This window comes from Campylobacter sp. RM16704, from assembly GCF_000816245.1.
Classification (GTDB): domain Bacteria; phylum Campylobacterota; class Campylobacteria; order Campylobacterales; family Campylobacteraceae; genus Campylobacter_D.
Genome location: NZ_CP007769.1, coordinates 1,289,143 through 1,316,114, shown reverse-complemented (window position 1 = coordinate 1,316,114; position 26,972 = coordinate 1,289,143). Strand labels below are relative to the sequence as shown.

Below are 26,972 nucleotides of genomic sequence, written 5' to 3'. Positions count from 1 at the left end.
GTTTTTAATTTATTTGTTATTTTTTCCACCAAAACGAAGAAGTGCTGAACCCCAAGTAAAACCTCCACCGAAGGCATCTAGTAATATTAAAGAACCTTGTTTTAAACGACCATCTTCATAAGCATCATTCATAGCCATGGGTATAGAAGCAGCTGAAGTGTTTCCATATTTATGTACTGTAACTATACATTGTTCATCTTTAAAATTTAATTTTTCTTGAACGGCTTTAATAATTCTTAGATTGGCTTGATGAGGTATAAAAAGATCAATATCATTTGCGTTGATATTATTTTTAGCTAAAATATTAATCACATCATTACTTAAAGTATTCACGGCAATTTTGAAAACTTCATTGCCTTTCATTTGCATAGAAAGGGGACTGCAAATACTACTTTTTTGAGATCTTTGTGTCATTAATAAATCACCAAATTCACCATCACTTGCTGTATGAGTATCTAAAATAGGAAAATTGTTATCCAAAGAAACAACACCTGCTCCTGCACCATCTCCAAATAAGACACACATACTTCTATCAGTATAATCTATAATAGAACTTATTTTTTCAGTCCCTATTATCAATACATTTTTTTTAATGCCACTTTCAACCATAGATTTTGCAATTTCTAATAGATAAATAAAACCTGAACATGCAGCTGAAATATCGAATGCGGTAATATTTTTTAAACCCAAATTATAGGCAATTTTACATGCAGTTGAAGGCATAGTAAAATAATCAGGGCTTAAAGTTGCAACTATAATTGCATCAATATCTTGTGGTGCTAAATCGGCTCTTTGGATGGCTTTAACTGCCGCTTTTGTTCCAAGATCACTCGTATTTTCATCTTTACCTGCAATACGTCTTTCTTGAATTCCTGTTCTTCTTAGTATCCATTCATTGTCGGTTTGAACCATTTTTTCTAAATCAAAATTACTTAGAATTTTTTCAGGAATATAAGAAGCTATACTTTTTAAAGAAGCTTTAAATGATTTCATAATTTAAAAGTTCTTTTTCTATGGTTAAGTTGATATTTGATTGGGTAAAATTTAATGCTTGAAAAATAGCATTTTTGATTGCTTTAGGACCGCTTTTACCATGGCTGATAATTACACATTCTTTAACACCTAATAGAGGGGCTCCACCATATTCTTCATAGTCAATATGTGTTTTTAATTCATCAAAAGCTGGTTTTGCCAAAAGATAACCAAGTTTTGCTAAGAAAGACTTTTGAATTTCTTGCTTTAAAAGTTTTGTAATGACACTTGCAACACCTTCACCGGTTTTAAGTAAAATATTCCCATTGAATCCATCACATACTAATACATCTATTGTACCATTAAAAATATCTCTACCTTCAGCATTTCCAATAAAATTTGGAAGTTGCTTTAATAATTGATGAGTTTCTTTGGTAAGTTCGTTGCCTTTACATTCTTCTTCTCCATTGGAAAGTAATGCAACTCTAGGCTTAGAAATCTTTAGAATTTCTTTAGCATAAGCTTCGCCCATAATGGCAAATTGAAATAAATGCTCACTTTTACAATCAACATTTGCTCCAACATCTAACACTAAAGTTCTAGAATTAATATTTGGCATTAAAGTTGCAATTGCAGGTCTAGCAATATTAGCTAGTCTTCCAAGTCTCAAAGTAGCCAAGCTCATAGTAGCACCACTATGTCCCGCAGAAACAACAGCTTTTGCTTTTTGATTTCTTACTAAATCTATAGCCTTATAAATAGTACTATCTTTTCTTTTTAATGCATCGGTGGAATTTTCATCCATAGCAAACACATCATAAGCTTCTTCATATTCTACATATGGACTTAAATCCCGTGGGATTAACGTTTTTAATTTTTGAGGATCTCCTACCAAGACAGCTTTAAATTTTTTTTCTTTTAAAGCTTGAATTACACCATCTATGATAGGTTTTTCCCCAAAATCTCCACCCATTGCATCAATAGCAATGTTAATCATTGTTTTTTAATATTCCTTAGTTGTTGGATTAATACGATGAGGCATTTTGTAGCTACCATCTTTGTCTTTAACAGGCATAGGTAGAGTAACTTTATAATGAGTTCTACGTTTAGCCGCACGAGTTTTACTAACTCTTCTCTTAGGTACTGCCATTTTTTACTCCTTTGATTGGTTTAAACATTTATTACAATAAAAATAATCACTCAAGTAAGATTGCAACTCACTTGAAGCAAGTTCTATTAAGTCTATATGGTAATCAAAAAATTCCATAGTATCACTTAATATGTTATTCTTATCTTTGAAAATTCCATCACTTGCAAAAAGCTCTACTTTTTGATTAATCTCAAGCTCCATTTCATCGCCACAGCGGTCGCAATTTCTATAAGTAAAGCCTTTAAAATTAGCTTTTATTTTAGCTAGTTTTGGATTAACCTTTTCTATACTTCCTTCAAAAAGGATATTATCAAGATCCAATTTAAAAGGATAAGCAACAGAGCTGAGTTTTGCAAATGGAATTCTCATTATAAAATTTCAGTTTTTGAAAAGAAAAATTCTATTTCAATTTTTGCATTTTCTAAGCTATCACTTCCATGAACTGCATTTGCATCAATACTATCTGCAAAATCTGCTCTAATAGTACCAGGCGCTGCTTCTTTTGGATTAGTAGCACCCATTAATTCTCTATTTTTTAATACAGCATTTTCGCCCTCTAAAACAGAAACTACAACCGGTCCACTAATCATAAATTCAACTAAATCTTTAAAAAAAGGTCTGTCCTTATGAATAGCATAAAATTCTTGAGCTTCTTTTTGAGAAAGTTGAATTTTTTTTGTTGCTGCTATTCTTAAGCCATTGTTTTCAAAGCGTGATAATATTTGACCAATTACACCTTTTTTTACTGCATCAGGTTTAATAATAGAAAGTGTTTTTTCCAAAATATCCCCTTTATTATACTTAAGTTATGATTTTTGTTTGTATAAAAGCTCTAATTATATCAATAAATGTATTAAAATTATATAAATTTTTGTGATTTTGAAGAATTGAAGTGTCTTTTACTTTAAAATATCAAAAGACACTTATGTTTATTTTATGCAAATACTGGAGTTGAGCCATCTCTTAAATTGCTTCCAATATTATCACGACTTGGTTGACCGCTCACAATATCACTCCATACAATACAACCATCAGTCGGACAAGCACTAGCACAAGCTGGTTGATCATTATGTCCAACACATTCTACACATTTATCAGCATATACATAATATCTATCTTCACCCTCTGGATTGTTTGCATCATCTACAATTGCATTTACCGGACATTCATCTATACAAGAGCCACAGGCTATACAAATATCAGTAATTTTAACTGCCATTTTTTCTCCTTACATTAATGTTATCAGATATAAGATTATCAAAATTGTCTTAATTTTATTCTTAAAAACTTTTAATTTTGATAATAAAATCAAATCTTGGATAATTTTACACAATTAATAAATTTTTAAATTTACAAATGATATTATTTCGTTATAAATAAAATTTATTATTTAGGAGATAAAAATGATAGTAACTAAAAAAGCTACTGATTTTACAGCACCAGCTGTATTAGGAAATAATGAAATAGTTGGAGATTTTAACCTTTATAAAAATATAGGGCCAAAAGGTGCAGTAGTGTTTTTCTACCCAAAAGATTTCACTTTTGTTTGTCCATCTGAAATTATAGCTTTTGATAAAAGATATCAAGATTTTAAAGAAAGAGGTATAGAAGTAATAGGTGTATCTTGCGATAATGAATTTTCTCATTTTGCATGGAAAAATATGCCAGTTAATCAAGGTGGTATAGGTCAAGTTAAATTTCCTTTAGTGGCTGATTTAACAAAACAAATTGCTAGAAATTTTGATGTTTTGTTTGAAGAAGCGGTTGCTTTAAGAGGTTCTTTCTTATTGGATGCTGATGGAACAATTCGTCATGCTGTTATAAATGACTTACCACTTGGAAGAAATATTGATGAGATGCTTAGAATGGTGGATACTATGTTGTTTACAAATGAATATGGTGAAGTTTGTCCAGCAGGATGGAATAAAGGTGATGAAGGTATGAAAGCAGATCCTAAAGGTGTTGCTGATTATTTAAGTAAAAATGAAAATAAATTATAAAATTTTTTTAGCTTTTTTATAATTGTTATAATATAGATTCTAAATTATAGTATTTTACTAAATTTAGAATCTTTTTTAATACTACTAAAATATTGTTTTTAATATTGATTTCTAAATTATACTTTATATTAAATTTATATTTATAATCCTTATCTTTTTCGTTTTTTTATTTTTGTAAAATTTCTCATCTAATTTATGTTTAAAAATATCAAAGGAGAAAATATGAAAAATTTAATCAATAAATTTATTTTATAAGTAATTTAGTATTTTTAATATTTACAAAATTTATACAAAAAATACAAAAGGATTTTTCGATGAAAAGTATTAAATTAAAAATTTCGTTAATTGCAAATATCATAGCTATTGTATGTCTTATAATACTCGGCATTATGAGTTTTATTTTTACAAAAAAAGCATTAAATTATGAAGTAGTTAATGCAGAGATTAATTATGTTAAAACTGCAGAAAGTTCAATGAGAGATTTCCAAAATTTTAACACAAAAGCTTTAAAAAAACTTTCTGAAGCTATTATGAAAATTCCTTATAGTGAGCTAAATTCACCAGAAAAACTTATGGAAAATACAGGAAAAATTCTTAAAACTTATAGAGATATAAATAATTATTTAGCAGTTTATATAGCTCAGCCAAACGGAGAATTAATAGTAAGTGATCCTGATAGTGATAGTAAAGGATTAGATTATGGAATTTATGGCAAAGCGGATGATTATGATGCAACAACAAGAGAATTTTATATTGAAGCTAGAAAAAGAAATGGTTTGCATATAACCGCTGCTTATATTGATGTGACAACTGGTTTGCCATGTTTTACTTATTCTATGCCTTTGGTTAAAGACGATAAATTTATTGGTATATTGGCTATTGATATTTTGGTAGAAGATTTACAAAATAGATTTGGTGAATTACCAGGAAGAACCTTTGTATTTGATCACGCATATACGGTATTTGCATCAACTGATAAATCTTTGATAAGTGAAGAGCAAAATCCAGATATTGTTACAATTGCAAAGGCTTTTGAAAAAGTAGGAGATTATAATATTTTTAACTATACAACTCAAGATGGAAAAGATAAATTCGGTATCTGTGTAAAAATTGGTAGTTATACAACTTGTGCTGGAGAAAATATAGAAGTTATTGAAGCACCAGTGCTAAAAATAGCATATATTCAAACAACTATTGTAATTTTTACCAGTATAGCTAGTATTATTTTATTGTATTTTATTATTTCTTACTACCTATCTCCACTCCAAACAATCCAAACCGGTCTTAACTCTTTCTTTGATTTTATCAATCATAAAACCAAAGATTCAGCTATGATTAATGTAAATACCAATGATGAACTTGGTGCTATGGCTAAAGCCATCAATGAAAACATCACTAAAACTAAAAATGCATTAGAACAAGATTCTAAAGCAGTAGAACAATCAGTAGAAACTGCTAAAGAAATAGAAAGTGGTAATTTCACAGCAAGAATTACAGCAGTTCCAGCTAATCCTCAATTAATAGAATTAAAAAATGTTTTAAATGAAATGCTTAATGTATTAGAAGCAAAAGTTGGTTCTAATATGAATGAAATTAATAGAGTATTTGATAGCTATAAAGCGTTAGACTTTACCACTGAAGTTAAAAATGCTAAAGGTGGTGTTGAAGTAACAACTAATACCCTAGGTAAAGAAATCATTGATATGTTAAAACAATCATCTGAATTTGCTTCTTTATTAGCTGATGAGAGTGGTAAATTACAAAATGCTGTTAAGAACTTAACTGATTCTTCATCTAGCCAAGCTTCTTCTTTAGAAGAAACAGCTGCTGCTTTAGAAGAAATTACTTCTTCTATGCAAAATGTATCTCATAAAACTAGTGAAGTTATAGCTCAAAGTGAAGAGATTAAAAATGTTACTTCTATCATAGGAGATATTGCTGATCAAATCAATCTACTTGCATTAAATGCTGCTATTGAAGCTGCTCGTGCAGGTGAGCACGGACGTGGCTTTGCTGTTGTTGCTGATGAAGTAAGAAATCTAGCTGAAAGAACTCAAAAATCATTAGGTGAAATAGAAGCTAATACTAATATCTTAGTTCAATCTATTAATGAAATGGGTGAAAGTATTAAAGAACAAACTACAGGTATTACTCAAATAAATGATGCTGTAGCTCAAATTGATCATGTAACCCAAGAAAACTTAAAAATAGCAAAAGATAGTGCTGCAATATCTGAGAATGTAAATCAAATTGCTAATGATATCTTAGAAGATGCTAGGAAGAAGAAGTTTTAGTTAAGTAAAAATCCAAGTGTTTAAATTTGTAGATACTTGGATTTAAATGTTATAATCTTGTTTTAATTTTTTACAAGGTTTTTTTATGGCTGCTGATGATCAAGAAAAAACAGAAGAACCCACGTCCAAAAAAATAGAAGATGCACGCAAAGAGGGAAATGTTCCAAAAAGTCAAGATGCATCTGCAGTAGCTGTGCTTGTTGTAGCTGTAGTTGCGGTTTTGTTTATGTTACCTTTTATAGGAGAGAGAATTAGTGGTTTGTATAGATATTATCAAAGCTTTATAGGTATTGAGCTTGACTTAAAAATTTTACAAAAAATTATTATTAAAACTATGATAGAAATGTTTATTATGGTTTTACCTATTACCTTAACAATTATGGTGGCAGGTGTACTTGGAAATTTAATGCAATTTGGGTTTATTTTTACTACCAAACCAATCACTCCAAATTTCAATAAAATTAATCCTATAAATGGACTGAAAAATCTTTTTTCTTTGAAAAAAATCATTGAAGCAATAAAAATTACATTTAAAGTAGGTATTGTCTTTGGTATTGCTTTTGTTTTTTTGTTGCAGTTTATGAAAGAGCTTCCTAGAGTAGAACTTTATACGATTTATCCACAACTTTTGTGGCTTAGAGATAAAGCTATAATCTTGGCTGCTGTTGTTATTATAGCTTTTTTGATTATAGGTCTTTTGGATATACTTTTAGTAAGATATCAGTATTTTAAAAATTTGCGTATGAGTAAGCAAGAAATTAAAGATGAATATAAACAAAGCGAAGGAGATCCTTTGGTAAAAGGACGAATTCGTCGTTTGCAAATGGAAGCAGCAAGGCGTAGAATGGTACAAGATGTTGCAAGTGCTGATGTAGTAATAACTAACCCTACTCATTATGCAGTTGCTTTGCGTTATGATAGTTCTAAAGAATCAGCACCTAAAGTATTAGCTAAGGGGGTAGATTTTTTAGCTTTGCGTATCAAAGATATGGCATATGAGTATAATGTTATGATTTATGAAAATCCTCCTTTAGCAAGAGAGCTTTACAAATCTTGCGAGGTAAATGATCTTATCCCACCAGAACTTTTTAAAGCAGTAGCGGAAGTTTTAAGTTTTGTTTATACTTCTAATCGACAAAAATTTGCTGATAGGTTAAAATAAATTTAGCTTTTTAATTAAACTAATAATAGTCATACTTATAGAAAGAGTGTAAATTCCTAAAAGTGCTATACGATGGGATTTAAGATTAAGTTTTTCCATAATTTTGATGCCAAGATAAACCCCTAGCATAGAGCTAAGTCCTACTAAGCTTCCATTTTGTAACACTTCTTTATCAATAATGTCATTATATACAAAAGAACTAATCCCTGAAATTGAAGCAAATATTACAAAAAATAAGCTAAGTGGTACTACTTTTTTGGTATCATAGCCTAAAAAATATACCAAAATAGGTGTGATTAAAAGTCCCCCGCCAATTCCTAAAGATATGGCAAAAATTCCTGTAAATACACCACAAATTAATAAAATAGAATTTTTTAAGGCACTAGAATGATTAATATTGCTAATGGTGCTTTTCTGATTAAAGGCAAATTTTAAGAAGAAAATAATGCTTACACATAAAAAAATGCCTGTTAAGGTTATATCTGAAAAATACGAAAGTAAAACTCCGCTAAACATTGCACCTAAAAAGCCACCAAAACCTATGATAAAACCATCTTTTAAGATTAAATTTTTCTTTTTGTAGTTTAAATATGAACCAAAAATAGAAGCAAAGATCATTTGTACTACTGAAATTGCAACAGCATGATGAGAGCTAAGCCCTAGAGTAAGCATAAAAGGAACAATAATCATACCACCACCTATACCAAAAACTCCCGAAGCTATACCTGAAAAAACCCCTATAATCATATAGGGAAGTAATGTCAAATCCATATTTTAAACCTTAGTCAAAAAAATACTGGGTAAATTCTTCACCATATTTTTGTTCTAATTTATTGTATATATGAACGACTTTATTTGAAAATTCTTGTGTTTTCCATGCTTCAAAAGTTAAAGCATTGTGTTCATAAATTTTAAAAAAAAGTTTTTTTTCTTCTAAATTTAATTTATCTAAATAGATTTTATTTTGAAATTTTTTGCTAAAGTGTAGCACCAATGCTTCATCTAGACATTTTAGAACCATAAAAACAAAAATCATAATAGGTTCTTGTCTGAGTATTGTTGTGGATTTTTCAAATTCTTCAATTAGCTGTTGTTTGTGTTGGTTAATTAAAGTACAAGGATGATTGGTATCATTTTTGTAAAATAAATCTAAAAATGCACATTCTCGAACACCTAAAAAATTTCCCTCAAAATCTACAATTGGAAAATATGGATAGATTTTACAAAGTAGTGGTCTGCAATAGTGAGGAAAACATAACCCCTTAGAAGAGCATTTAAGAAAATATATTTTTATTTTTTTTCCATTTTGCAGAGTAAAAATTTTTTCTTTAAAATTTAAAAAAGATTTTTTTTGAATACTATTTAAAGCTTGAAATTCTGATTCTAATAGTGGTATGATAACCTCTTCTTGATTTAAAAAATTAAAATTAGTAGAATGAAAATTTTTGCAACAATAACCATTACATGTGGTATAACAATTCTTAAAAAAAACAAATTCTATATTATGTAAATTTTTAAAAAAAATATTTTTATTATTCATTTTTGACTATTTAGAACATGTTATTTCTATTAATTTTATAGTTTTTTCTTGATTATATAAAGTTTTTGTTAAATAATCAATCTGTATATTTTTGAAATTAATATCGTATTTTTTTATAATTGATAAGAACAATTCTTTTGTTATCGGTGTAGGTACTAAGTCTTTATCGTAAAAATCATTATTTGTGCTAAGAATATAAATTTTTCCATTTTCTTTTAAAGCTTTGTAGCAAAAAAGTAGTGTTTTTTCAATATCTGGTATATTATTACATTCTAAAACTCCACAAGCATAAATTAGATCAAATTTAGACTGATATTTATTTACATCTATTTGTGAAATGTTGTTACAATGAACATCGTAATTTTGTTTTTTTAGATAATCAACAGCCTCTTGAGAAAAATCTATCCCAGTAGGGTTATATCCTTCTTGTCGTAGAAAATTCAAATTATTTCCCCAGCCACAACCTAATTCAAGTATGCTAATATTTTCTTTTTTTTCTTTTATAAAAGTTCTATAAAAAAAACCAACAAAATTTTCACTAGGGTATAAAATACATCTTGAACGTTCTTTATATATATTTTCCCAAATATCTTTTTTATTCATTTATTATTCCTTTTTTTGCTTAATTATATCTAATTATTCAGAATAAATTTTAATTATAAATTTTTTACCATTTTTATAGAAAAATGCTGGAAATTCTTCATTACTTGATATTCTTAAAAGGTTAAATTGTTCATCTATGGTTTTGTTTATATCAAGTTCATGATCTTTGAAAGTTCTTTTTGGATAAAAACTTTCTTTCCCTTTTTGAGGTTTTTTAAGAATTTTTGAAAAGGAGTTTATAAATTCAAGACAAAGTTTTATTGTGAAATTTGCTTGTTTTGTTCTTAGCTCATCATAAAGTTCCAGACCATCTAATAATAGTGTTTTTTGTAAATATATATCTCCACTATCTGTTTTTTCGCTTGCTTCAAATAAAGTAAAAACGATTTTATTTTTACCTTCTATAATTTGATGAAACAGCGGAGCCCAACCTTTTCCTTGAGGTAGGTTTGAAGCGTGTATGACTATATTGTGTTTATTAGACTGTAAAAATTTTTTTGAGATAATTTTATGATAGGAAAGTATAAATACTATATCATAATTTTTTATTTGCTCATATTCATAAAATATTGTCGAATTAGAAATTAGTTTTTGTAATTTTTTAACATAAGGTACAAACCATTGATTTGGCGAGGTAAGTAAAGCGATTTTCATTATACAACCTTTTTAAAGAAGGTTGGGTTGCATATGTGAAAACGATAAACTATACCCCCCCCCCATTACTATTTAAGCAAACAAAGAAAAATTTATCATTTTCACTATATATAGTAAAATCATGTTTTAAATATAAATTTAAAGCTTTTGTATTTTCTTTAAAAACACAAGCGTTTAAAACTTGAACTTTTAAGATATTAAAAGCATAGTTTTTTATTTCTTCCATCAATAAATCTCCAACTCCTTTTTTAATGCCATAAAGCCCAAATTCACAAGAATTTTTATTAATATTTGTAAAATATATCACTCCAAGTTTTTTATTTTCTTTGTATATTAAAAAATATTTTTTAGTAGCAGTATTTTTTAATTTTTGTATAAAATTTAAATGTTCTTCATAGTTTATGTAAGGATTTTTCATAAATTTAGCTATATTTTTACTATTTCTAATTTTTAAAATTTCTTTGCATTCTTTATGGTTTAAATTTACAAAATCTTTATAAACAATCATCTTATAACTTTTATACTTTTAAATGCTTCAGCATATTTTAATCCAACTCTCATTCCATTATATTTTGCATTAAGCTCTATACCTTCTAAACTTCTTGGATGCGGAAAATCTTTAAGTTCAGATTTATAACAAGACATAGCCTTTAATTTTAAATTTAATGTATCACTTATATCATAAAAAACATCGGGACTAAAACTTAGCGGATATTTCCATTCTGTGCTAGAAAGAATCTCAAAGCTATAAATTTCTTTAACACTTTCATCTGGCAAAGATCTTGTTGCAGTAATTGTCGCTTGGTAAGTTATTTGATGATCTATATTTAAATCATTTTCATAATGAGTAAAAATAATGTTAGGTTTAATTTCATTTTTTATATTTTCAATGGCTTTAACTATTTTGAGTAAAGCAACTTTATCAAAACTATTATCAGGAAAATATTCTCTAAAAACTTTTTTAACACCTATAATATTATTTGCCATAATAAGTTCGTTTTCAAAAATACTTTTTTGATTTTCAATATTTTCTTCATTTCTACTTGTCTTTCCTTCTCCAAGAATGAGAGTATAGGCTTCATATCCTTGTTTTATCATCTTGCTAACAGCACCAAAGCATCCTAATACTTCATCGTCTGGATGAGCTGCTATAATTAATATTTTATTTTTCATAAATTTCTACCTTTGCTTGTATTGTATTGTTTTTTAATTTTGCGTTTGAAAATTCAATTTTTATATTTTGAATTTGTAAAAAAGCCTTTGGATAATCTTTAGCATCAAGCATTCTTATAAAATCATATATTTTGGTAATATTTATTTTTTTTAAAGTATTTATATTGCTTTCTTGTGGAGTTCTTCTTTTAAAAACAACCACTTTGCCTTTTTGCTTTTTAGGACAGATATTGGAAGTTAGAATATTTGGGATCATTTTTGTATATATAATTTTTGAAATTTTTTCATATATTGTCTGAGCTTTTAATTTGCTAAATTTAACTTTATAACGCAGGTAAATATCTCCACCATCTAAAATTTCATTAACTCTTAATGCACAAATTTTACTTTCGTATATACCGCGTATGATTAAATTTTGTAAAGGAGAACCACCTCTTCCAAATGGTAAATTACCAAGATGGAAAACTATACATTCGTAATTATTGTAAATATTTTTTGGTATAAAAAATGACCAATGAGAAAAAAATATATATTTAGGATTAATTTTTTCAACAAAACCAATATTTAATTGTGATTTTTGTGTGATTAAATGGAATGTTATATTTTGGAAATTTTGTTTTAATAAATATGAATTTTGTATATCATGTTTTTTGTGTGTTGCAATGATTACATTCATATTGCAACCTTTAAAAAAATGAAAATTAGGCTATACCCCCCCCCCATTACTATTTAAGCAAACAAAGAAAAATTTATCATTTTCACTATATATAGTAAAATCATGTTTTAAATATAAATTTAAAGCTTTTGTATTTTCTTTAAAAACACAAGCGTTTAAAACTTGAACTTTTAAGATATTAAAAGCATAGTTTTTTATTTCTTCCATCAATAAATCTCCAACTCCTTTTTTAATGCCATAAAGCCCAAATTCACATGAAGTTTCAGTAATGTTTATAAAATCAATTACACCGATGGTATCTTTATCATTATAAACTAAAAAATATTTTTTAGTATCATCTGTTTTTAATGTGGATAAGAAATTTAAGTGTTCTTTTAAATTGATATTTTGTGTTTTCATAAATTTGGCAATATTTTCATTATTACGCCATTTGAAAATCAATTTAATTTCATCTTGTGATAAATAAATAAAATCTTTTAAAAAAATCATATTAAATTTTTTACCTCATAACCTTTTTTAGCAAGCCAAATAGCTAATTTTTCTTGATTTTTAGCATAGGCTATAGCTTTAAAATTGGCTTTTAAAATTAAAGCTTCATTTACTAATGAGCTTGCACTAATGATGAGCTTTTTACTTTCATTCATTAATCTAGCAAGATTGGGTTGATCTATAAGAATTTGTATATTAGGATTTCTTTCACTTAATTTTTGTAGTGATTTTAGATGAGGATTTGCCTTTGTGGTAGCTATAATAATGATTTTATCTCTATTAAGTTTATTTGCTATATCAAAAGAAAGATTTTTTTGATCACTTCCACCTATACAAATGAAATAATCATAGATTTTTTCTCGCTTTATTTTGCTTTCTTCATAAAATTCATCACGTATTAATGCATAAGAAAAGCCGCATCTAATTTCGCAGTATTTTGGCACTAAGCTTTCATAATCACTTTCTTTTGCATATGCATTAACATTAAGTAAAATATCACAAAAATGTTCTTTAATCTCATCATCAAAGCTTAGAATTTTAACCCCAGTTTCAAGTTTAATAAGTTTTTCATCATCAGCTGTGATTTCATAATGATCGATGATTAAAAGGTCAAATTTTTCTTTTTTAATAAGATTAATTAACTCATACACACTAGCACTTGCTAATTCATATACAGGATAAGGAATTTCATCTATTAATGAGCCTTCTAGTGGTAAGCATGCAAAAGAAACATCTTGATATTGTTTAGCCAACAAAAGATCTCTTTTGATATGTCCATGTCCTATAATACTAGAGCTATCACTTCTTATTAAAACTTTTTTCATTATACTTTGTTTTTAAATTAGTTACTTTTATGAATTATACTATAATTTATGTTTAAAAAAAGGAAAAAAATGAATAATAAAAACAAATGGGAACAATTATATGATGATAATCGTCATCATCCTAAATATCCTCATAATGAGGTTGTAACTTTTATTTTAAAGAATTTTAAAATAAATAAAAATATTAAAATTTTGGACTTAGGTTGCGGTGCGGGTAGGCATTTAAAATTTTTGGCTGAAAATGGTTTTGATGCTTATGGATGTGATTATTCAGAAAAAAGCATCGAAATATGTCACCATATAATTAAAGATTATAATGTTAAATTAAATGTTTCAAGTATTGAACAACTTCCTTATGAAGATAGTTTTTTTGACGGACTTATTTGTTATGGAGTCTTGTATTATAGTCCAAAAAGTACAATTGAGCAATCAATTAAGGAAATATATCGTATTTTGAAAAAAAATGCTAAGGCTTTTATTGTTTTAAGATCTTTAGAAGATTATAGATACTTAAATGGTATTTATGTTAATAATAACGAGGTAGTTATTAATGAAAAATATGAGACAAGATCAGGATTTAAGGAAAATGGTATGCGAATAACTTTTTTTAATAAAAAAGAATTATATTATATGTTTTCAGAATTTGAAAAAATAACTATAAATTCTATGCGTATTTCCCATGAAAATGATTTATATGCCGATGATGATTATTTAGTATATTTAGAAAAATAACTATTGAAAAAAGAGATGAGGATTTGGTTCATTAAAAACTAGATCGACAATGCTAAGATGGGAAATAAAATTTTTTCCTGTTTGATGATAAATAGGATGGTCATAATTAAAAAACTGAATTTTTATTCCTTGCTCGTTATATAATTTCATATTCATATACGCTTTAGAGCCATTAGCACAAAGATATGATGTAGCATTAAAATATTTACAAATATCAATAATATATAAATCTTTTGATTTTGGGGTTAAATTAAGTTCTGAAGATTTATATAATGGAGTATTAATTTTTAATATTTTTAGAAATAATTGAATAAGTTCGATATTTGTTTGACATAAATTTGTCGAATTTAATAAAATATTTTCTATTAAAGGATAGTATTTTTGAAAATTAATACTTTTATTGTAATTTTGTTTTAGTGTCTTTAGTATTTTTATTCTGAATTTTTGATTTTTAATCAGTTCAATATCTTGTATTTTACTTTTTAAAGGGCACTTTTTTACATGTAAAGTTATAAAAAGTTCATTATTTTGAGATTTGATTTTATTTCTGCTTTGCCATGATTGTTTTTCAAATTGAACATCATTTAATAAAATAAAATAATCTACTTGGTTTATCATTTGAAAATATCCCATCCAGGGTAAAAAAGTAGGTTGCATAATGGCTATTTGCATATATTAACCCTTTTAATGGTACCCATATACCCCCCCCTACCATTGTTGAAATATTTTGTTTTGATTTTTTTAATGAATTTTTTAAAATTATTTATATACTTTGTGATTTTAGGTATTAAAATATATTTGTGTTTTTTAAATCTTAGTATATTTATATCATAAAAATAAAATTCCAAAACTTTTACATTTTTTAAAGTATTAAGTTTGTTTTTAAAAAACCATCTTACAAGCTCCATATCAGGATACTTAAAACCTTTGATTTTGCTTATAAACATTTATCGCCTTTGTGAAATTGATACAGCATTTTAGCAAATTCTAAATCATCAAAGGTATCAATATCACAAATTTTATTTCTAGGAAGTAAAAAAGCTTTAGAGTGAGGCTTAAACATAAAGTTTTCGTTTAGCCATGCTTCTTTTTTACCAAAATAAAATGCACCACCATCATGATAAGCTTTGGTTAAGTCTTGTGAGCGTTTATCATAATTTGACTCATCAAACATATAAACTTTATTTTGCTCATCTAGATAAAATCCTCTTTGTATGGGGTATTCAAACTCACAAGCTGAAAATAAAAATTTACACTCTTCTTGGTTAAATTGTTTAAAGGCTTTTTGCAAGATAAACTCATCTATAAGTGGAGCAGTTGCATACAGACAACACACATTTTCATAGATTTTACCTTGTTTTTCTAAGGTAGTGATAGCATCTTGGATTACAGCGGTGGAACTTGCATAATCATCACTTAATTCTTTTTTGCGTACAAAAGGAGCTTTTGCACCATACTTTAATGCTACTTCGATAATTTCATCATCATCACTTGAGATGATTACATCATCAAAAATACCTGAATTTAAAGCACTTTCTATACTATAAGATATCAAAGGCTTTCCTAAAAAATCTATTATATTTTTTCTAGGAATGCGTTTAGAACCACCGCGTGCAGGGATAATACAAAGATTTTTTATATTATACATTAAAGAGATTCCCCCCCCCCATCAATTATAAATTCTTGTCCTGTTATCCAAGATGAGCCACTACTTAAAAGAAAACAAATTAATGGTGAAATATTTTCAACATTTCCTATACCTAATGGATAAGAACGGGTAAAAAAACTATTATCAAAAATTTCATTTTGAATCATTGGAGTATTTACAAATCCTGGTAAAATCGAATTTATACGATATTTTGGAGCTATTTCTAGTGCTATTGATTTAATTGTTGTATCTATTGCCGCTTTACTTGCACCATATGAACTTAACCCTTTACCAGGGTTTTTACTAGCAGTAGAACTAATCCAAACAAAACTAGCATCTTCTTTGCATTTAGCTCTTCTGTCTATTAAACCTTTAAGTATTTGTAAATTACCAAAATAATTTATATTAAAAATTTCTTTTGCATTATGAATATAATAAAGAGAGTTGATCCCTAAAGGCTTTACAATACCTGCAGCTAAAACAGCTCCATTAAAACCTCCATATTCTTTGGCAAGTTCTAAAGTCCATTTGTCTAGATTTTCAAAATTTGATAAATCTTTTGAAATTGTAATAAAATCATCAGAATTTTTAGCTTGTTCTTTTTGAGCTAAAAGTTTATTTTCATCTCTACCTATAGCGATGATTTTAGCACCAAGCTTGTTTAGCGTTAAGGCTACATGAGCTCCTATACCGCTACTAGCACCTGTAACTAAAAAAATATAATCGTGAAAAATATTTTCTTTAAATATCATCAAGAATCCATTTTTTCTTTAGGAATCAATGCAATTAAATCTGAAATTTTTTGACAAGATCTAAGTTTTTTACCTTCTACGAAAATATTAAATTCTTGATCATAAAGCATTGTTAGTGATAATAAAGCTAAGCTATCATATTCTTCTATATTGCTTAATAGCATATCTTCATCTAGTGTATAATCAGTTTGTAATAGTTCTTCTAATTTTATTAAAAAATCTTGTTTTGTCATTTCATTTCCTTGTATATTTGAGTTTCTTTGCACCAAAAATTCTCATCGAGTGAAATTATAGCGTTTGCCCAACTAAGTCCTGCACCAAATCCGCATAAAGCAATATCTATTTTTTTATTAAGTTTGTTTTGATGAGTGTTTAATGTATCACATATTGTTGCAGGAATTGAAGCAGAAGCAAGATTTCCATATTTATAAATAGTGTCATTAGGGCTTTTTGTAGAATCAAGTTGTAATCTTTTAATAATAATATCTACTATATCTTTATTTGCCTGATGAAAGAAAATATAATCAAGATTATCTTGTTGAAATTTTGCAAATTTCAACAAACTATTAAAAACTTCCGGTTCCTTTTTTGTCGCAAAATTAAATATTTCAAGTCCATTCATATAAAATTCTTTAGGGAGATTATCTTGCCAGCCATTTTCTTCAAATTCATTGTTTTTTGGTGTTTTGTATGCTCCATATGGTATAAATAAATACGATAATCCTTTTCCATCATTACCAATTTCGAAAAAACTTTCTGTTTTATACGGACTAAATTCTAACAAGCTTACACTAACTCCATTACCTATGATATCTGCTTTATTATTCATTTTTTGAATAAATTCAGGATCGTTATTTTTATTTATCGTATCTCCACAAACAAGTAAAATTCTTTTACATCCCCCATTTTCTAATAAACTAAATGCTGTATATAAACCATATACAAAACCAGTGCAAGATTGATTTATATCAAAAGCTAAAGTAGATTGAGGTAAATCAAGTTTTCCGTGTAAATAACAAGCTGTAGCTGGTATGAAAAAATCTGGAGTTTGAGTTGCTACAATAATAGCATCAATTGTATTTTTATTTAAACCATAATCTTCAAATAGGATTTTAGAACCAAATTCTGCTAAATCACTTACTGAAGTATTTTTATCTACTAAATATCTGTATTGAATACCTGTTGATTTCTTTATTTTTGTAAGTTTTTTTATATCTCCGTTATAACGTGTATGTAATTCATCATCAATATTAATTTTATGTTGAGGAATTACCATAACCATTGCTGAAATTTTTGCGTAAGAAAATTTATTCTGCATAATTACCTCTTTGAGTATCTAAAAAAAATTTCTCATTTTGTAGTAATTTTGTAAAGCAAGTAGTATAAAATTTTTTTATATCTATACTTGCAATTTCTGAATTTGCATATTTTTCTATTGTTATATTTTTATTTTGAGATAAAAAATTCAATAGTATATTTGTTGAAGTTATCGAATTTTCATTTAATTTTCTACAAAAAAAATCTATTTTTTTGTTATATTCATGCCCTTGCTCATTAATTATTTTACCCATGAAAGATTTGAAGTGTCTATAAGAAACCATAGTCTTTTCTTCTATATAATGAAAATAAGTTATTCCTAATTTTCTACTACCAAAAAGAATGATTTTACCTCCAATTTTAGTCAGTATATCATAAACTGAATTTTCTCCAAAACAGCTATCTGTTTCTTTTAAAAATAGATTTTCTTTTGCACCTTTAACCGCAAAAGAAAACAAAGGATCATTCGTGCGTTTAACGCTAGGGAGTTTTCTAAAAAATTCATTTAAAACACCAATTTTTGTTTTTGAATTCAGTTTATCATAAACTTTGTTATTGCAAAAACTATAAGTAAAGGTTGGCATTAGTACAGTGCCTTCGCTTCCTATTACTTCAAAAAAACAATCTATAATATTTTTTTGAAGATCACAAAGACTAACCATAGGAATTCCAAAATTAAAAATTTCACTATGTATATATAGTGTATCTCCTTTTTTTATACCAAGATTTTGTAAAGTAAATATTAGATCTTTTGTGGTATAAATTCGCTCTTTTGTTTTAAAAAGTGGAATCATTATTTTATATTTTCCATGATCATTTGCTGTATTGTGTTAAAGTTTTCAAAGTATTCAGCTTTTATAAAATCAGATTTTAAAGGTTTGTTATAATATTTCTCAATTTCAGCAACTAAAGAAACAATATCCATGCTATCAATAATTCCATCACTAAGAAGGTTTTTAGAATTTTTATCAATATCTGATCTTCCAATATTATCAAAAAATTTTTGAATTAGATCCATAATTTACCTTTATTATTGTTTTAATCTAATATATTGTTGTTTGATGATATTTATAGAATCAAACTTTTCTACATCTTTCATAGAATTTTTATTATATTTGCTTATAAATTTAAAAAATATTCATCATATTCAAAGAATTAACTCTTTAATCTTTCATGAAATTTGTCTATTTCTAACATGTCTATATCGACTAGAATTTGGATTTCTTTAAAATTTCTAAAATATCTTTGAAATTGGTTATTATAATATATTTTGCTTAAAATTTCATTTTCTAATAATTTAATATAGAAGAATGGTATTGCCATTTAAATAATATTTTTTTCATTAATTTTAAATTGCCTAATGATACCTAAATTACATATATGTTATCTTGATATAAGATAAAACGATCAATATTATTAATATCTTTTTTATTCTTTTAAAAATTTAGTATGTATCTTTGTATAGTAGTAACACTAAACAAAGCACTCTGCGGCAATTTAAATATATTTTCGCAGAGTATGTTTATCTTTAATTTGTTACAATTTTAAAAGCTTTTCTTTTGTGTTTATAGTTTTTAATTTAGCTTCATCATTACCAAACAATAAAGAAGTATATTTTTGTTGTTAAAATGTTTTATCCTTTAAAAATGTTACTTAAATTCCAAGAGAAAATTATATCTATAAAATTTATAGATTGTGAATTAATCAAATATCTAGTTAGGCATTAATGATATAAGTGAGCTTAAAACCTGATTATCTTCTTTTTTAAACAATTTCACTCAAAACCTTCCTATCAATCTTTCCATTTGCATTTAAAGCAAATTGTTCTATTTTAATAAATTTCTTAGGTATCATATAAGCAGGTAGTTTATCTTTTAAAAAGTTTTTAAAATCTAACTCTTCTTTACTTTCATAAAAACAAATGATTTCTTCTCCAAAGACACAAGCACAATTTCTAACATTCTCATGAGAATTTATCACACTTTCTATCTCTCCAAGCTCTATGCGATGACCCATGTATTTGATTTGATGATCTATCCTTCCATAACATAAAAGCTCACCAAATTCGTTATAAGCTACCACATCACCTGTTTTATAAAGCAAGTCTAAATAGTTATCATGCAAAGGATTTTGTATGAAAGCTTGTTTTGTTTTTTCTTTATCGTTGTAATATCCTAGAGAAAGACAAGTTCCTCTTACATAGAGTTCGCCTTTAACTCCTACTTGATTTGGAGTAATTAAATTTAAATTTTCATTAAAGACTAAAAGCTGGGTATTTTTGCAAGCTTTTCCTATAGGTAAAAGTTCATCATCGCTAAATTGCCTATCAACTATATAAAAAGAGCACACATCGGTGATTTCAGTAGGTCCATAAAGATTGGCAAATAAAGCACTAGGAAGGCATTTGCGCCAAATGTTGAGCTGTTTATTTGGCATGATTTCGCCACAAAAAAGAATTTTGTTTAAATTTTTTAGTTTGGTACTATCTACTGCATTAGTATTGGCAAAATAAATCAGCACAGAAGGCACCCAAAAAATTGTTGTTATTTTTTCTTGCTCTAAATATTCTAAAATTTTATTTGGAAAAGCAAAAAGATGATTTGGTAGTATATGAAGCGTAGCTCCCATTTTAACAGAGCAAAATATATCTAATATGCTGTTATCAAAGTAAAATGGTGCTTGATTAGCTAGTGTATCTTCATGACTTAGTTTAAAAGTTTCACACACCCAAAAAGTATAATCAATCACACTTTTGTGACTTATACTTACTCCTTTTGGTATTCCTGTACTTCCACTTGTAAAAAACACATAAAGTAAGTTTGTATCTATGTGATTTGTTAAGGCATTACTTAAAGCGTTTTCATCTATAGAAAATTTTTCAAAGTCTTCTGCATAAATAGTATCAAGATTATAATCTAAATTTAATTTTCTAGAAGTGATTAAAAGTTTAGGTTTTAAAACTTCTATAACCTTTTCTACACGCTCTTTAGGACTTTTTTCATCTAAAAGTGTATAAAAATTTCCACTTTTTGCTACACCAAAAAAAGAAAGCAAACAATCAATCCCTTTAGGAAGTATGATTAACACAGGCTCTTGTGTGCTTTTAGTAGGAAGTTTGGAAAGAATTTTGCTTGCTATTTTTTTACTCAAATCATCAAATTCTTTATAGCTTATACTCTTACCATTAAACTCAACAAAAGCATTTTTGCTTTCAAATTTAGCAACACTTTCTTGTAAAAAATCATTGATATGGGTTGTCATAAGCTTCCTTGAAATTTTTTGTTATAATAACATAAAATACAATTAAGAAAGAAAATTATGCTTATAAATCAAACTTATTTTATAGACTCTTGCGATGATGTAGAATTAAATATAAAAAGAGAAAGCAAATTAGAATATAGAATTACCTATGATGATAGCAAACAAATGAAAGCTATTGTATTTATGATCGGAGGATATGGCACTAATATGAGTATGCCTATCATGGATTTTGATAGACAATATATTGCTTCAAAATTTGATGTTGTTGTAGTAAGCGTTATTTATTGGTGTTTTAGTATCAGAAAAAGTGAAAGTATTGGTTATAGTGCTGAAATTGCTGTGTTAGAAGATAATTTAATGTACTTAAAAAAAGTTTTAGAAAATCATGGATTATCCACCTATGGTTTAAATTTAAACAATGCTGGGGATTTTATTCAAAAGTTAGATGCTCATGTACAACATTTAAAAGATACTGGAAAAAGAGAACAAGATTATAAAGCAACTATTGGTGTAACTTTTATTCCACCAAATAATGAGTATCAAAATTATGGGATTATGGCTGCCATTGATCATATTAATGCTTTGAAAAGTATTATGCAAAAATTTCCACAATTTCAAAATTTACCTAAAATTTATGGGGGGGGGTCATATGGAGGTTACCTGTCATTACTAATTTCAAAAATTGCTCCTTGGCATGTTGATGTGGTGTTGGATAATTCTGGTGAAGCTTTGCTTTTATTACAATATATAATAGGCAAAGATTTAAACCAAGCAGAATTTATAATTTATGAAAGAAATATTCAATTTGGTTGTTTTTTAAAAACATATTGGAATGTAAATTCTAATTCTCCATATTGTTTTAAAAATGAAAATTATATGATTAGAGCCTTACTTAATCCTACGCATTTAACTCTTCAAGCCCAAAAAAATAAAAATATAAAATATATAAGTTATCATAGTTCTACTGATTCGATGAGTTCAGCAAAAGATAAAACTCAATTAATGCAAATATATAAAACTTTAGGTTATGAAGTGGATTTTAATTTAATAGACGAAAATAAGATTGATGGACGTTTTGTTAAGCATTTAAATCATAGTGGAGGCATTACTATGAGGTCATTGTTTCAAAAAGAACTACCAAGATTGTTAGAAAATTTACATGGTAAAAATTTTAATTTAAAACAAGATAGCATAAGTTATCCTTGTGGAGATAAGGTTTTCACTTTTAAAGATAATGGCAATAAATTTGATTTAGAAATTATTTAAAGGAAAGATATGGATAGTTTTTTTGATACCTTGCATGATAAAGAATTTATTTTTGCCCCAAAATGCTATATGACTTGCAATGGTGGTTGTTGTCATAATATTTATGCAAAATATTTTAAATTTAATACTTCAAGTGAAGTTATTTTACCTGTAATTGAAGCTGAATATATATCTTTAGTAAAAGCTGGTAATAATAATTTAAGCAACCACAGCAAGGTAATATATGAATTAAAAAACAAAAAGAAAATTGTTGTTTATTTAATAAAGTGTTCTTTAAATGGTATTTGTAATCCTCATAGTTTAAGACCATTAATTTGCAAATTATATCCTTATTATCCACAAGTTGATTTTGATGGTAATTTTTTGGGTGTAAAACCTTGTGCTTTATTTGATATTTTTTATAAGCATAAAAAAAATAATTTTTGCACTATTACGCATACTGCTGAAGAAGAATTTATAAAAACTTTTGATAAAAATACAAAAATACTTCAACAAGAACCTATAATGATATTTATTTTTAAAGCTTTAGAATATATAGAAGAAGCTTTGAAAAAATATACATATAAATATTATGGCAAGGAAGTGTATTTAGATGAGATGAATGAAGATGAAAAATATAATTTTTTTGCCATGCAAGAAATTAATTCTATGACTTTAAAAGCGTATAAAAACGAAGATTTTATAAACAAAATGCAGAATTTATATGATGTTTTAGAGCAAAAATATCAAGATAAATTCTGTAAATACTTTATAGACTAATTCATAGCTTGTTCAAGCATTTTCTGAATACTTTGAAAATCTTGAAAATTGTCTGGTATTATAAATTTGGCGTTTAAAGGTTGATTGAAAAGTTTTTCAATTTCTATAATAAGTTTCATCATATCAACACTATCAATAATATCTTCACCAATTAAATCTTGTGTATTTTCATTTATATCATTTCTTCCTATTTTTTCAAATAGAGTTTTAACAGTCTGCATTGAAATTTGCATTTTTTATCCTTAAAAATATTTTTTATTTTAATGTATTAGAATTAAGAATTAGTTTATGAAATTTTAATTTTTCTATTAAATCTTTTAATTCATAAGCTTGTAAATTTAATTTATCAGCTATATCTAAAACATCATTTTTGCCATCACAATAAGCTAAAAAATTTGCAGCTACTGGAAGTTGAATAACTTTTACATTTATATTATGATATAAATTTCTTTTTCCTAAATTTGGCTCACAAAATGTCACTAATTTATAAATTTCATTTATTTCTAAATTCATTATGATTTCTTGCATAGCTTTGAGACTATTTTTTAAACTTGTTTGTGAAATTAAATTTAAATCATCTTTGCTAGTGTGGTATTCTTTATAATTGCCAAATTTAGTTCTACAAATTGCAACTACTGGAAGATTTACTAATGGTGAGCAATATTGTCTTTCATCGGTTCCTCTATATAAGAAGCTAAATTCTTTAAAATTTTTCTTATTTTTTAAAGTATGTAAAGCAACTTTATCAGCTAAAGTATCTTCATATGGAGAATGCACTAAAGAATAAGCATTATCATCACCTATACAAGATAATGCAAATCCAGCTTTTACATATTTTTGTAAATGTTTTAAATGTTTATTAATATATACTATGCTTCCTATAGTTTCAGGTATAAAAACAAAACGATAATTATATTTTCTTTGTTTTTGTTCTAAAAGCCATTTGGCCAAAAATGTAGCTACTATTGGTCCGCTTAATTCGTTATTTGCCATAGATGGATGGCAAAGATAAGAAGAAATTAAAATTTCTTCTTTATTATTTTGTGTGCTAGGTATGATAAAATCAGCATAGTTTAAAACACCATCAAAATGCTTTGCATCTATGAAAACTTTGTATTTTCCGTTTTTAAGATTTATTCTTTTTTCATGCTCTATACAAAATCCCCATCTTTTTTTATAATAACTTGTTACATAAGGTATGGCATCAGGATAATCTTCTATGGAGTATAAATGCTCTTGTAACTCATCTAGTGAAATTTCATCATCTATACCTTCGCTATAATTTAATACATGCAAATTATTTTTTTTAAAATCACAAATTTTTTCTCCATCTGGAGTTATGATATAAGCATCGTTTATTTGCCATTCTTGCGGAATAACCCAATCATATATTTCAGTTCCGCTTTTTATGGAGTGAATTTGTAGTATACCCCCCCCCATAACATCATCAAGTATTTTTAAGCTTTGCCTAAAACCTTCTCCACTAATACTTCTGCAAATTGGAAAAAGTTTTTTAGCTAACTCATACATCCCCCCCCCCCATAATGAATTACTCATATTTTACATCCTTTCTTATTCTGTTTTAAAATTTCAAACACTTTATCTTTTATAAATCGTGCATTTTCTAAAGTCATTTCTTGATGACATGGTATGCTAAGCTCAGCTTTATAAAAATTATCAGCATTTTCTAAAAAAACATTCCCATATAAATTTTTATAAAAACTAAATTCATAAGTTGGCTTATAATGCACTTGCACTCCTATACCAGCATTTATTAATTTTTCAAATATTATTTCTTTTTGACAATAAAACTCAGGATAAAGTAATATTGGATATAAATGTCTTGAACTTTTTTTATAATTTTTGATTTTTATAGTGCTAAAATAAGGATTTTTTTCAAATTCTTTATCATAAAATTTTGCTATTTCCTCTCTTTTTTCTAACATTTGATCAAGTTTTTTAAGTTGATTTATACCTAAAGCACAAGCTACATCACTTAAGCGGTAGTTGTATCCTAAATCAATCATATCGCTATCCCATAGTCTTTTTTTATAAATTCCATGAGATCTTAATAATTTTATTTTTTCAATCAACTCTTTGTCGTTGCTAACTACTGCTCCACCTTCAAAAGTAGTAATTGGTTTTACAGGGTGAAAGGAAAAAATTCCTAAATCAGCCATGCTTCCTACTTTTTTATTTTTATAAATACTCCCTAAAGCATGGCTTGCATCATCTATTAAAGCTATGTTATATTTTTTGCAAAGACTTAAAATCTCATCCATTTCTACACTGTTGCCAGCATAATCAACAACGCAAATTGCACCTATATTTTTGCTATCTTGTTTTAATCTTTGTTCTAATTTTTTTTCATCTATATTTCCATCACTTTTTACATCTATAAATTCAACTTTTGCTCCAGCCATTAAAGCTGCATTTGCAGTGGCTGCAAATGTTATAGGAGTGGTTAAAACGATTTTTTCTTTAACATTTAAAGATAAATACGCAAGATGCAGTGCAGAAGTGGCAGAATTCAACACACAAGCATATTTTACGCCTACATACTCACAAAGAGCTTGTTCAAACTCTTCTATTTTTTTTCCACCAGTTAAAATTTCATCTTTTAACGCATTAATTACAGCGTCTATATCGCATTTATCTATGTTTTGATGAGAATAAGCAATCATTTTTCAATCTCTGTGTGGTTTATAATGTCTAATAGTTGTTCTTGACTTATCCATAAAGGATTATTATCAGAACTATAAGAAAAACCATTGGAAGCTTTTTTACCTTTTTCACCTTTTGCATTAGTACTAAAATCCGTTTCTATGCTTGTAAATTTAATACTTGGACTAATAGCATAATATTTTTCAAATTCATAAGTTAAATGGCTATCATCACTTGAAATCATAATCTCATGAAGTTTTTCACCAGCTCTTATGCCTATAATTTTATGAGTTAAATTGGGAGCCATAGCTTTTGCCAAATCAGTGATTTTCATAGAAGGAATTTTGGGAACAAATACTTCTCCTCCATGCATTCTTTCAAAATTGCTTAAAACAAAATTGACTCCATCTTCTAAAGATATCCAAAATCTTGTCATTCTCTCATCTGTTATAGGAAGTTTTTTAGCACCTTCATTTATTAACTTTTTAAAAAATGGTATCACAGATCCTCTTGAACCTACTACATTTCCATATCTTGTAACACTAAATTTAGTATGAGATTTTCCTGCTATGTTATTGGCTGCAATAAAAAGTTTATCACTTGCTAACTTAGTAGCTCCATACAAATTAATAGGATTACACGCTTTATCGGTTGAAAGAGCTATGCATTTTTGGACACTATTTTCTAAACATGCATCAATTACATTTTGAGCACCATTAATATTGGTTTTAATACATTCCATAGGATTATATTCTGCAATTGGCACATGTTTCATAGCAGCTGCATGAATGACAAAATCCACATCTTTCATAGCTGTGCTTAATCTTTCTTTATCTCTTACATCGCCTATAAAATAACGCATACAAACATCGTTAAATTCTCTTGCCATTTCAAATTGCTTGAGTTCATCACGTGAATAGATGATGATTTTTTTAGGTTTGTATTTTTGAAGTAATGTTTTAGTATAAGTTTTCCCAAAACTTCCTGTTCCGCCAGTAATTAAAATGCTTTTTCCATTAAACATATTTACTTCCTA

At 27.0% G+C, this 26,972-nt stretch carries 34 protein-coding genes and 1 pseudogene; 7 read left to right on the top strand and 28 right to left on the bottom strand.

Annotated features, from left to right (window positions below):
• Positions 1–9: 9 nt before the first annotated feature.
• From CAQ16704_RS06710 to CAQ16704_RS06685, 6 genes are all read right to left on the bottom strand, one after another.
• Positions 10–993, bottom strand: a complete 984-nt coding sequence (locus tag CAQ16704_RS06710) for a beta-ketoacyl-ACP synthase III (protein WP_039667459.1) — start codon at positions 991–993, stop codon at positions 10–12.
• Entirely contained in the window at positions 980–1,969 is a 990-nt protein-coding gene (gene plsX / locus CAQ16704_RS06705; protein ID WP_039667458.1) for a phosphate acyltransferase PlsX, read from the bottom strand. The genes CAQ16704_RS06710 and plsX overlap by 14 nt, the downstream gene beginning before the upstream one ends.
• A 6-nt stretch (positions 1,970–1,975) precedes the next feature.
• Complete coding sequence (rpmF, locus tag CAQ16704_RS06700) at positions 1,976–2,122, bottom strand: 50S ribosomal protein L32 (RefSeq protein WP_039667457.1); 147 nt, start codon at positions 2,120–2,122, stop codon at positions 1,976–1,978.
• 3 nt (positions 2,123–2,125) lie between these two features.
• Positions 2,126–2,491 carry a hypothetical protein gene (locus CAQ16704_RS06695; protein WP_039667456.1) on the bottom strand — a complete coding sequence of 122 codons (366 nt, stop codon included), beginning with the start codon at positions 2,489–2,491 and terminating at the stop codon, positions 2,126–2,128.
• Positions 2,491–2,904 carry a nucleoside-diphosphate kinase gene (gene ndk / locus CAQ16704_RS06690; RefSeq protein WP_039667455.1) on the bottom strand — a complete coding sequence of 138 codons (414 nt, stop codon included), beginning with the start codon at positions 2,902–2,904 and terminating at the stop codon, positions 2,491–2,493. The genes CAQ16704_RS06695 and ndk overlap by 1 nt, the downstream gene beginning before the upstream one ends.
• Before the next feature lie 152 nt (positions 2,905–3,056).
• On the bottom strand, positions 3,057–3,341 hold the full coding sequence (locus CAQ16704_RS06685; protein ID WP_039667454.1) for a ferredoxin, 4Fe-4S: 285 nt from the start codon (positions 3,339–3,341) through the stop codon (positions 3,057–3,059).
• A 184-nt stretch (positions 3,342–3,525) separates the two neighbouring features.
• Between CAQ16704_RS06685 and CAQ16704_RS06680 the strand changes: the two genes are divergently transcribed.
• The 4 genes and pseudogenes from CAQ16704_RS06680 (at position 3,526) to flhB (ending at position 7,578) form a co-directional block, all read left to right on the top strand.
• Positions 3,526–4,122 (top strand): peroxiredoxin, encoded by a 597-nt coding sequence (locus CAQ16704_RS06680; protein ID WP_039667453.1) that lies wholly within the window; start codon positions 3,526–3,528, stop codon positions 4,120–4,122.
• Between the two features lie 314 nt (positions 4,123–4,436).
• Positions 4,437–5,093 (top strand): annotated as a pseudogene (locus CAQ16704_RS08640) (PDC sensor domain-containing protein); the annotation flags it as partial.
• 360 nt (positions 5,094–5,453) lie between these two features.
• The gene (locus tag CAQ16704_RS08635) at positions 5,454–6,416 is read left to right on the top strand and encodes a methyl-accepting chemotaxis protein (protein ID WP_442856713.1); all 963 of its coding nucleotides are present in this window, start codon (positions 5,454–5,456) and stop codon (positions 6,414–6,416) included.
• Between the two features lie 85 nt (positions 6,417–6,501).
• Complete coding sequence (gene flhB, locus CAQ16704_RS06670; RefSeq protein WP_039667451.1) at positions 6,502–7,578, top strand: flagellar biosynthesis protein FlhB; 1,077 nt, start codon at positions 6,502–6,504, stop codon at positions 7,576–7,578.
• Here the strand turns inward: flhB and CAQ16704_RS06665 are convergent.
• From CAQ16704_RS06665 to pseG, 9 genes are read right to left on the bottom strand one after another with little or no spacing between them, the layout of a single operon-like run.
• Positions 7,570–8,349, bottom strand: coding sequence for a sulfite exporter TauE/SafE family protein (locus CAQ16704_RS06665; protein WP_039667450.1), 780 nt, complete (start codon positions 8,347–8,349; stop codon positions 7,570–7,572). The genes flhB and CAQ16704_RS06665 overlap by 9 nt on opposite strands.
• A gap of 10 nt (positions 8,350–8,359) precedes the next feature.
• A complete protein-coding gene (locus CAQ16704_RS06660; RefSeq protein ID WP_039667449.1) occupies positions 8,360–9,118 on the bottom strand; it encodes a hypothetical protein in 759 nt (252 codons plus the stop codon).
• A gap of 6 nt (positions 9,119–9,124) precedes the next feature.
• Positions 9,125–9,721: a class I SAM-dependent methyltransferase gene (locus CAQ16704_RS06655; RefSeq protein ID WP_039667448.1), complete on the bottom strand. Its 597-nt coding sequence runs from the start codon at positions 9,719–9,721 to the stop codon at positions 9,125–9,127.
• Positions 9,722–9,754: 33 nt separating this feature from the next.
• Positions 9,755–10,375, bottom strand: a complete 621-nt coding sequence (locus tag CAQ16704_RS06650) for a formyl transferase (RefSeq protein ID WP_039667447.1) — start codon at positions 10,373–10,375, stop codon at positions 9,755–9,757.
• 49 nt (positions 10,376–10,424) lie between these two features.
• Entirely contained in the window at positions 10,425–10,883 is a 459-nt protein-coding gene (gene pseH / locus CAQ16704_RS06645) for a UDP-4-amino-4,6-dideoxy-N-acetyl-beta-L-altrosamine N-acetyltransferase (RefSeq protein ID WP_039667446.1), read from the bottom strand.
• Positions 10,880–11,548: a PIG-L deacetylase family protein gene (locus CAQ16704_RS06640; RefSeq protein WP_039667445.1), complete on the bottom strand. Its 669-nt coding sequence runs from the start codon at positions 11,546–11,548 to the stop codon at positions 10,880–10,882. The genes pseH (CAQ16704_RS06645) and CAQ16704_RS06640 overlap by 4 nt, the downstream gene beginning before the upstream one ends.
• The gene (locus CAQ16704_RS06635) at positions 11,538–12,224 is read right to left on the bottom strand and encodes a methionyl-tRNA formyltransferase (RefSeq protein WP_039667444.1); all 687 of its coding nucleotides are present in this window, start codon (positions 12,222–12,224) and stop codon (positions 11,538–11,540) included. The genes CAQ16704_RS06640 and CAQ16704_RS06635 overlap by 11 nt, the downstream gene beginning before the upstream one ends.
• A 30-nt stretch (positions 12,225–12,254) precedes the next feature.
• A complete protein-coding gene (pseH, locus tag CAQ16704_RS06630; protein ID WP_039667443.1) occupies positions 12,255–12,713 on the bottom strand; it encodes a UDP-4-amino-4,6-dideoxy-N-acetyl-beta-L-altrosamine N-acetyltransferase in 459 nt (152 codons plus the stop codon).
• Positions 12,710–13,537 (bottom strand): UDP-2,4-diacetamido-2,4,6-trideoxy-beta-L-altropyranose hydrolase, encoded by an 828-nt coding sequence (gene pseG, locus CAQ16704_RS06625; protein ID WP_039667442.1) that lies wholly within the window; start codon positions 13,535–13,537, stop codon positions 12,710–12,712. The genes pseH (CAQ16704_RS06630) and pseG overlap by 4 nt, the downstream gene beginning before the upstream one ends.
• A gap of 69 nt (positions 13,538–13,606) precedes the next feature.
• Here pseG and CAQ16704_RS06620 point away from each other — a divergent pair, with 69 nt between their 5' ends.
• A complete protein-coding gene (locus CAQ16704_RS06620) occupies positions 13,607–14,269 on the top strand; it encodes a class I SAM-dependent methyltransferase (RefSeq protein WP_039667441.1) in 663 nt (220 codons plus the stop codon).
• Here CAQ16704_RS06620 and CAQ16704_RS06615 read toward each other — a convergent pair whose 3' ends face one another.
• The 9 genes from CAQ16704_RS06615 to CAQ16704_RS06575 form a co-directional block, all read right to left on the bottom strand.
• A complete protein-coding gene (locus CAQ16704_RS06615; RefSeq protein ID WP_039667440.1) occupies positions 14,270–14,941 on the bottom strand; it encodes a WbqC family protein in 672 nt (223 codons plus the stop codon). It lies immediately after the preceding gene.
• Positions 14,932–15,216 carry a hypothetical protein gene (locus CAQ16704_RS06610; RefSeq protein WP_039667439.1) on the bottom strand — a complete coding sequence of 95 codons (285 nt, stop codon included), beginning with the start codon at positions 15,214–15,216 and terminating at the stop codon, positions 14,932–14,934. Before CAQ16704_RS06610 ends, CAQ16704_RS06615 begins: the two co-directional genes overlap by 10 nt.
• Positions 15,207–15,908: a pseudaminic acid cytidylyltransferase gene (gene pseF, locus CAQ16704_RS06605; protein ID WP_039667762.1), complete on the bottom strand. Its 702-nt coding sequence runs from the start codon at positions 15,906–15,908 to the stop codon at positions 15,207–15,209. Before pseF ends, CAQ16704_RS06610 begins: the two co-directional genes overlap by 10 nt.
• An 8-nt stretch (positions 15,909–15,916) precedes the next feature.
• Positions 15,917–16,669, bottom strand: coding sequence for an SDR family NAD(P)-dependent oxidoreductase (locus tag CAQ16704_RS06600; protein WP_235361597.1), 753 nt, complete (start codon positions 16,667–16,669; stop codon positions 15,917–15,919).
• A complete protein-coding gene (locus CAQ16704_RS06595; RefSeq protein WP_039667438.1) occupies positions 16,669–16,902 on the bottom strand; it encodes an acyl carrier protein in 234 nt (77 codons plus the stop codon). Before CAQ16704_RS06595 ends, CAQ16704_RS06600 begins: the two co-directional genes overlap by 1 nt.
• A complete protein-coding gene (locus tag CAQ16704_RS06590; RefSeq protein WP_039667437.1) occupies positions 16,899–17,987 on the bottom strand; it encodes a 3-oxoacyl-(acyl carrier protein) synthase III in 1,089 nt (362 codons plus the stop codon). The genes CAQ16704_RS06595 and CAQ16704_RS06590 overlap by 4 nt, the downstream gene beginning before the upstream one ends.
• Entirely contained in the window at positions 17,977–18,780 is an 804-nt protein-coding gene (locus CAQ16704_RS06585) for an AAC(3) family N-acetyltransferase (RefSeq protein WP_069358611.1), read from the bottom strand. Before CAQ16704_RS06585 ends, CAQ16704_RS06590 begins: the two co-directional genes overlap by 11 nt.
• Entirely contained in the window at positions 18,780–19,004 is a 225-nt protein-coding gene (locus CAQ16704_RS06580; protein WP_039667436.1) for a phosphopantetheine-binding protein, read from the bottom strand. Before CAQ16704_RS06580 ends, CAQ16704_RS06585 begins: the two co-directional genes overlap by 1 nt.
• A gap of 746 nt (positions 19,005–19,750) precedes the next feature.
• Positions 19,751–21,247: an amino acid adenylation domain-containing protein gene (locus CAQ16704_RS06575; protein WP_039667435.1), complete on the bottom strand. Its 1,497-nt coding sequence runs from the start codon at positions 21,245–21,247 to the stop codon at positions 19,751–19,753.
• Between the two features lie 57 nt (positions 21,248–21,304).
• On the opposite strand from CAQ16704_RS06575, the gene CAQ16704_RS06570 reads away from it, so the two are divergent.
• Positions 21,305–22,513, top strand: a complete 1,209-nt coding sequence (locus CAQ16704_RS06570) for a DUF2920 family protein (RefSeq protein WP_039667434.1) — start codon at positions 21,305–21,307, stop codon at positions 22,511–22,513.
• 9 nt (positions 22,514–22,522) lie between these two features.
• On the top strand, positions 22,523–23,272 hold the full coding sequence (locus CAQ16704_RS06565; RefSeq protein WP_039667433.1) for a hypothetical protein: 750 nt from the start codon (positions 22,523–22,525) through the stop codon (positions 23,270–23,272).
• Here CAQ16704_RS06565 and CAQ16704_RS06560 read toward each other — a convergent pair.
• From CAQ16704_RS06560 to pseB, 4 genes are read right to left on the bottom strand one after another with little or no spacing between them, the layout of a single operon-like run.
• The gene (locus tag CAQ16704_RS06560; RefSeq protein ID WP_442856704.1) at positions 23,269–23,505 is read right to left on the bottom strand and encodes an acyl carrier protein; all 237 of its coding nucleotides are present in this window, start codon (positions 23,503–23,505) and stop codon (positions 23,269–23,271) included. The genes CAQ16704_RS06565 and CAQ16704_RS06560 overlap by 4 nt on opposite strands.
• A 22-nt stretch (positions 23,506–23,527) precedes the next feature.
• Entirely contained in the window at positions 23,528–24,829 is a 1,302-nt protein-coding gene (locus CAQ16704_RS06555; protein ID WP_039667432.1) for a DUF2172 domain-containing protein, read from the bottom strand.
• Positions 24,826–25,956: a UDP-4-amino-4,6-dideoxy-N-acetyl-beta-L-altrosamine transaminase gene (gene pseC / locus CAQ16704_RS06550; protein WP_039667431.1), complete on the bottom strand. Its 1,131-nt coding sequence runs from the start codon at positions 25,954–25,956 to the stop codon at positions 24,826–24,828. Before pseC ends, CAQ16704_RS06555 begins: the two co-directional genes overlap by 4 nt.
• On the bottom strand, positions 25,953–26,960 hold the full coding sequence (gene pseB / locus CAQ16704_RS06545; RefSeq protein ID WP_039667430.1) for a UDP-N-acetylglucosamine 4,6-dehydratase (inverting): 1,008 nt from the start codon (positions 26,958–26,960) through the stop codon (positions 25,953–25,955). The genes pseC and pseB overlap by 4 nt, the downstream gene beginning before the upstream one ends.
• Positions 26,961–26,972 lie beyond the last annotated feature (12 nt).